Genomic DNA, 6,299 nt, shown 5'->3' with positions numbered 1-6,299 from the left:
CCGTGCCGAGCGCGAGCGCGAGCAGCGCCTCGCCGGCGGCGAAGTCGCCGCCGAGCTTGAGCGGGGCGAGCGCGGTGGCCGAGCTCACCGCGTCCGGCAGGGGGCCGCCGCCGAAGGTGATCGCGAGGCCGTCGACGAGGCCAGGGGCCGCGGCCGAGAACAGCGGCTGCGGCGCCACCCAGGCGGTCATCTCGAGCGGGAAGGACACCAGCAGCGCGACCCGCGCCAGCATCGCCGGGTTGAGCACGTTCTGGCCCAGGCCGCCGAAGACCTGCTTGCCGACCACGATCGCGAACGCGCCGCCGAGCAGTGGCAGCCACCATGGCGCCCACGGCGGCAGGCACAGCGCGAGGATGAGTCCGGTCACCACCGCCGAGCCGTCGGCGAGCGTATGGCCTACCGGCCTGCGGCCGATCGCCAGCGCGGCGGCCTCGGCGGCCACGCAACCGGCGATCGCCAGCAGCACCGTGTTGAGTGCCGGCCAGCCGAACAGCCAGACGCCGGTCGCGGTCGCCGGCAGCAGGGCGAGCAGGACCGTGCGCATGACCTGGGGGACGTTGGCGCGCCCATGCACGTGGGGCGCGGCCACCGGGGAGCGGTTCGGGGTCCAGCTCGTCATGATTCGGTCTCCGCCTTCTCGGTCGGGCGGGCGGGGCGGCGCGCGGCCTTGGCCGCGGCTTCCGCGACCAGCCGCAGCCGGCGCGCCTCGGCCAGCTTGCGCGTCTCCTCGGCCTTGCGCTGGGCCTCGCGGCGCGCGGCGATCTCGCCCTTGGCGTAGTTGAACAGGTGGGCCAGCGGCAGGTGCGCCGGGCACACGTAGGCACAGCAGCCGCAGGACAGGCAGTCGCCCATGCCGAGCTCGGCGGCGTCGTCGATGCGCCCGGCGCGCACGCGCGCAGCGAGCTCGAGCGGCACCAGGCCGACCGGACAGACATCCACGCAGCGCCCGCAGTGCAGGCAGGCGCGCTCGCTCGCCGCGTGGGCCTCGGCGGCGGAGAGCGCGATGATGCCGCTGGTGCCCTTGACCACCGGCGCCTCCAGCCCGGGCAGGACCTGGCCCATCATCGGCCCGCCCATCAGCACGCGGGTCGGCGTCACGGTGAAGCCGCCGCAGAACTCGACCAGGTCGGCCGCCGGCGTGCCGATCGGCACCACCACGTTGCGCGGGTTGCGGATCGCGCCGCCGCCCACGGTGACCACGCGCGACACCAGCGGCTTGCCGAAGCGCACCGCGCGGCACACCGCGAGCGCGGTGCCGACGTTGTGCACGCTCACGCCGATCTCGGCCGAGAGCTTGCCGGCGGGGATCTCGCGGCCGGTCACGGTGGTGACGAGCTGCTTTTCCGAGCCCATCGGGTAGCGCGAGGGTACGCGCAGCACGCTGATGCCGGGGTGGGCCGCGGCGGCGACGCGCATCGCCTCGAGCGCCTCGGGCTTGTTGTCCTCGATCGCGATCACGGCGCGCTTGGCGCCCAGGCCGTTGGCGATCAGGCGCACGCCCTCGACCACGTAGCCCGCGCCCTCGCGCATCAGGCGGTCGTCGCAGGTCAGGTAGGGCTCGCATTCGCCGCCGTTGATGATCAAGGTGTCGATCGGGTGGCGGTTGCCGGCGTCGAGCTTGACCGCCGCCGGGAAGGCCGCGCCACCCAGGCCCACGATGCCGGCGTCGCGCACGCGGGCGGAGACCTCGGCGCGCGTGAGCGAGAAGGGATCGACCGCCGGCTCGGTCTCGATCCAGCGCTCCTCGCCGTCGGGCTCGAGGGTGATCGTCTGCACCGGCAAGCCGGAAGGGTGGGGCGCCATGTGGTCGCCGATCGCGATCACCGTGCCCGAGGTGGGCGCGTGCACCGGTGCCGACACAGAGCCCTGGTGGCGGGCGAGGCGCTGGCCCTTGAGGACATGGTCGCCGACCTTGACCTCGGGCGCGGCCGGCTCGCCGATGTGCTGCTGCAGCGGGATGTACAGGCGCTTGGGCAGCGGCAGGCGGGCGATCGGGTGGCAGGCGGTGGGATCCTTGTTGCCTTCGGGGTGGATGCCGCCGCGGAAGCGGAAAATCTTCATGGTGCTCAGGGTTCCGGTGTGCTTGGCGCGGGCGCTCAGGCGTGTCCCACGCCCGGCTTGTGCCAGCGCCAGTTGCGCAGGGTGACCGGGATGCCCTCGAGGTCGATGCCGCCGGTGGGGCAGACCTCGGCGCAGGCGCCGCAGCCGATGCAGGCCTCCTCGAGCACCACGTGGAGCTGCTTGGTCGCCCCCAGGATGGCGTCGGTCGGGCAGGACTTGATGCAGCGCGAGCAGCCGATGCAGTAGTCGGTGCGCACGCGGGCGAGCAGCGGGCCGCGGTCGGGCAGGTTGCCCGGGTCGAAGGTGGTGCCGAGGATCTCGGCGAGCTTCTCGGCGACGACGCGGCCGCCCGGCGGGCAAAGGGTGACCGGCGCCTCGCCCTTGGACAGCGCGATCGCCGCCTGGCCGCAGCCGGGGTAGCCGCACTGGCCGCACTGCGAGCCGGGGAGGGCCTCGGTGAGGCGCTCCACCACCGGGTCGGTGGTGGCGCCCAGCCACTGCGAGGCGAGACCGAGCAGCCAGCCCAGGCCCAGGCCCAGGGCGGCGACCACCGCTACCGAGAGGATCATCGTCATCGTCGTACTCCTTGCGTGTCCGGAGGAGAGGAAGGTTTCAGCGCACCGGCAGGCCGGCGAAGCCCATGAAGGCCAGCGACAGCAGGCCGGCGGTGATCAGCGCGATCGGCGTCCCGGCGAAGGCCGCGGGAACGTTGGCGAGCGCGATGCGCTCGCGCAGGCCGGCGAAGAGCAGGATCACCAGGGTGAAGCCGAGCGCCGAGCCGGCGCCGTAGAGCAGGCTCTGGATCAGGCTGTTGTCCTGCTGCAGGTTGAGCAGCGCGGTGCCGAGCACCGCGCAGTTGGTGGTGATCAGCGGCAGGTAGATACCCAGGGTGTGGTGCAGCACCGGGCTCGCCTTCTGGATCGCCATCTCGGTGAACTGCACAACGGCGGCGATCACCAGGATGTAGGTCAGGATGCGCAGGTGCATCATGTCCAGCGGCTGCAGCAGGGCGTGCTCGACCACCCAGGTCGCGCCCGAGGTGAGGGTGAGCACGAAGGTCGTGGCCAGGCCCATGCCGAGCGCGGTCTCGAGCTTGCCCGACACGCCGAGGAAGGGGCACAGGCCGAGGAAGCGGACCAGGATGACGTTGTTCACCAGGGCCGTGCCGAGCAACAGCAGCAGATATTCCTTCATGGCGGGTTCCGGTTCCTGCGGTCGGTTCGGGGAGCGTGCGAGTTCATGGTAATTGACGTTGACGTAAACGACAAGTAGTATTCGCTCCGTAGCGTCGAAATCCGATCTGCGCTCCGCAGCACCCCGATGCCTCCGCGCACGGACTGCGCGGAACGTGCCCGACCGTCGCAGCAACGCCCCACCCACGCCGCAGGAGTCCGCCATGCCCAACGTCACCGCCGTCATGTCCACGCCCAACCCCCTGGCGAACAAGTTCATGCTCGACGCGCCGCTCTACACCGGCGCGCCGCGGCACTTCAGCGCCGGTGTTCCCGTCGTCGGCGACACCCTCGGCGAGAGCCTGCTCGCGGTGCCCGGCGTGGTCGACATCTATTGCACCGGGGGCTTCATCACGATCACGCGCGACCCGGGCATGCCCTGGTCGGCGATCGAGCCCGCGGTCACCGAGTTGATCGAAGGGCACAAGGCGCGCCGCGTCATCGGCATCGCCAACCCGGCCGGGCCGGGCGGGGCTGCGGGCGCGACGAGCGGCGCCGCCGAGGCCACGGGCGAGGAGGCGGTGGAGGTGGAGGCCGACGATGCGGAGCTGCTGATGCGCATCAACCAGATCCTCGACGAGCACATCCGGCCCTTCCTCGACCAGGACGGCGGCGGCCTCGACGTGGTCAAGCTCAAGGAGTTCACCCTGACCGTGCGCTACAAGGGCGCCTGCGGCGGCTGCCCGTCGTCCTCGACCGGGACGCTGTTCGCGATCAACAACCTGCTGCAGAGCTACGTGGACGACCGCCTGCTGGTCGAGCCGATCTACTGATCGCAGCCGTCGCGGAGCGCCGGGCGGGGGCGTCGGCCGCCGTCCACGGCGCGGCGGGCCGGGGCGGCGGGCGATACAATTCCCCTCCTTCCACCATTCGCCGCATCCGGCCGAGGGCGGTCCATGCCGAGCCGCTTCATCCGTAGCGAGCAGCCCGAGGCCTTGCGCCGCGGGCTGGGCTGGCTGTACGCCTTCGTGCGCCCGCAGCGCGGCGCGATCGTTCGCCTGCTCGCGCTGTCGCTGCTCGCCTCCGCCCTGGTCCTGCTGCAGCCCTGGCTGACCAAGCTGCTGATCGACGACGGCCTGCTGGCGCGCGACTACCCGACGCTGGTCACGGTCGCGGCCGCGATGATCGCCGCGGGCCTGGCGGGGACGGCGCTCGCCGGCATCAACCGCCTGCTGCACACGCGGCTCTCCGGCACCATCCTGTTCGCCCTGCGCAGCGACCTCTACCGCCATCTGCAGGGCCTGTCGCCGAGCTTCTACGGCCGCCAGCGCCTAGGCGACCTGATGTCGCGCATCGACGGCGACGTCGCCGAGATCCAGCGCTTCGCGGTCGACAGCCTGTTCGCGGCGGTGAGCAGCGTGATCGGCCTCCTCGGTGCGCTGGCGATGATGCTCGGGCTGTCGTGGAAGCTGTCGCTGCTGGTGCTCGTGCTGGTGCCGCTCGAGGTGGTGTGGCTGCGCCACATGCGGCGCAGGCTGGAGACGCGCACGCGCACCGTGCGCGAGCGCGCCGCCGACGTGTCGAGCTTCCTGGTCGAGACCCTGCCAGCGATGAAGTTCATCCAGGCCTCGCGGCGCGAGGCCGACGAGCGCGCCCGCCTGGACGCGCTGGGGGCGCGCTACCTCGACGAGCTGCTCGGCCTGCAGCGCACCGAGTTCGTCACCCATGCGCTGCCCTCCACGCTCACCTCGCTCACGCGCGCCGCGGCCTTCCTGATCGGCGGCTGGTGGGTGATCGAGGGCGACTGGCAGCTCGGCGCGCTGATCGCGTTCTCGACCTACCTCGGCATGGCGACCGGGCCGGTCGGCAGCCTGCTCGGCCTCTACGTCGCGGTCCAGCGCATGAGCGTGAGCCTGATGCGGGTGGGCGAGCTGCGCGAGGCGACCGCCGAGGTGGCGGACCCGCCCGCGGCGGTGGCGATGCCGCCGGCCTGGCGCGGGCGGGTCGAGCTCGACGGCGTGGTCTTCCGCCATCGCGCGCGCGCGGAGGCCGTGCTCGACGGCGCCAGCCTGGTGATCCCGGCGGGCAGCAAGGTGGCGCTGACGGGCGCCTCGGGCGCCGGCAAGTCCACGCTGATCGACCTGCTGCACCGCCACTACGACCCCGCCGCCGGCGTGCTGCGCCTGGATGGCGTCGACCTGCGCACGATCCCGCTGGGAGAGCTGCGCCGCGCCGTGGCCGTGGTCAGCCAGGACATCGTGCTGTTCCGCGGGACGCTCGCCGACAACATCCGCTACGCGATGCCCGCGGCCGACGACGAGGCGGTGCGGCTGGCGGCGCACCGGGCGCGCCTGGACGAGCTCGTGGCGGCCCTGCCGCAAGGGCTCGCGACGCCGCTCGCCGAGCGCGGGCAGCAGCTCTCCGGCGGTCAGCGCCAGCGCATCGCGATCGCCCGCGCCTTGCTGCAGGATCCCTGCGTGCTGGTGCTCGACGAGGCGACCTCGGCGGTGGACGAGGCGACCGAGGCGGCGGTGATCGCCGAGGTGGACGCGCTCTTCGCCGACCGCACCCGCATCCTCGTCAGCCATCGCGCGGCGACCCTGGTGGGGTGCGAGCTCGAGCTGCGGCTCGAGGCCGGCCGCCTCGAGCCGGTCGTGCGTGCGCAGGGGGACTGAATGGGCGCAGCGGTCCGCATCGGCGTGATCGACAGCGGCTGCAGCGCCGCGCACGCGTCGAACGTGGTCGCGGCGGCGGCCTTCGAGGTGCAGGACGGCGTCGTCCGCCAGGGCGACGCGCAGCCCGACCGGCTCGGGCACGGCAGCCGGATCGCCGACGTGCTGCTGCACTTCGCCCCGCAGGTCGAGCTGGTGGTGGCGCAGGTGTTCGGCGAGCGCCTGGCCACGAGCGCGCTGCAGGTGGCGGCGGCGATCGACTGGGCGGTCGCGAACGAGGCGCACATCCTCAACCTCAGCCTCGGCCTGCGCGCACCCCGCGCGGTGCTGGCCGAGGCCTGTGCGCGCGCCCGCGCCGCCGGCGTGTTGCTGTGCGCGGCGGCGCCCACGCGAG

Annotated in this window: 7 protein-coding genes; 3 read left to right on the top strand and 4 right to left on the bottom strand. The window is 73.0% G+C overall.

All coding sequences use genetic code 11. The features are described from left to right. The 4 genes from C667_RS19280 to rsxA form a co-directional block, all read right to left on the bottom strand. The coding region (locus C667_RS19280; RefSeq protein ID WP_004377099.1) for an RnfABCDGE type electron transport complex subunit D at positions 1–619 on the bottom strand (619 nt) is incomplete at its 3' end. Beyond that, complete coding sequence (gene rsxC / locus C667_RS19275) at positions 616–2,061, bottom strand: electron transport complex subunit RsxC (RefSeq protein WP_004377096.1); 1,446 nt, start codon at positions 2,059–2,061, stop codon at positions 616–618. The genes rsxC and C667_RS19280, both read right to left, overlap by 4 nt. Positions 2,062–2,096: 35 nt before the next feature. After that, positions 2,097–2,636: an RnfABCDGE type electron transport complex subunit B gene (locus tag C667_RS19270; protein ID WP_004377094.1), complete on the bottom strand. Its 540-nt coding sequence runs from the start codon at positions 2,634–2,636 to the stop codon at positions 2,097–2,099. A gap of 37 nt (positions 2,637–2,673) precedes the next feature. Beyond that, a complete protein-coding gene (gene rsxA, locus C667_RS19265) occupies positions 2,674–3,255 on the bottom strand; it encodes an electron transport complex subunit RsxA (protein ID WP_004377091.1) in 582 nt (193 codons plus the stop codon). 202 nt (positions 3,256–3,457) lie between these two features. Between rsxA and C667_RS19260 the strand changes: the two genes are divergently transcribed. The 3 genes from C667_RS19260 to C667_RS19250 form a co-directional block, all read left to right on the top strand. Next, positions 3,458–4,066, top strand: coding sequence for a NifU family protein (locus C667_RS19260; RefSeq protein WP_004377089.1), 609 nt, complete (start codon positions 3,458–3,460; stop codon positions 4,064–4,066). Positions 4,067–4,189: 123 nt separating this feature from the next. Then, positions 4,190–5,908 (top strand): ABC transporter ATP-binding protein, encoded by a 1,719-nt coding sequence (locus C667_RS19255; RefSeq protein WP_004377086.1) that lies wholly within the window; start codon positions 4,190–4,192, stop codon positions 5,906–5,908. Further along, positions 5,909–6,299, top strand: a 391-nt coding sequence (locus tag C667_RS19250; protein WP_004377084.1) for a S8 family serine peptidase, incomplete at its 3' end; no start/stop codon positions are given.

It is taken from the genome of Thauera phenylacetica B4P, assembly GCF_000310225.1.
GTDB lineage: Bacteria > Pseudomonadota > Gammaproteobacteria > Burkholderiales > Rhodocyclaceae > Thauera > Thauera phenylacetica.
Note: the sequence above shows the minus strand (reverse complement) of the source record. Positions and strands in the feature narration are given on the sequence as shown.

Coding starts and splice junctions, on each gene's coding strand:
- rsxC (WP_004377096.1), bottom strand. CDS start 2,061: ATGAAGATTTTCCGCTTCCGCGGCGGCATCCACCCCGAAGGCAACAAG.
- C667_RS19270 (WP_004377094.1), bottom strand. CDS start 2,636: ATGACGATGATCCTCTCGGTAGCGGTGGTCGCCGCCCTGGGCCTGGGC.
- rsxA (WP_004377091.1), bottom strand. CDS start 3,255: ATGAAGGAATATCTGCTGCTGTTGCTCGGCACGGCCCTGGTGAACAAC.
- C667_RS19260 (WP_004377089.1), top strand. CDS start 3,458: ATGCCCAACGTCACCGCCGTCATGTCCACGCCCAACCCCCTGGCGAAC.
- C667_RS19255 (WP_004377086.1), top strand. CDS start 4,190: ATGCCGAGCCGCTTCATCCGTAGCGAGCAGCCCGAGGCCTTGCGCCGC.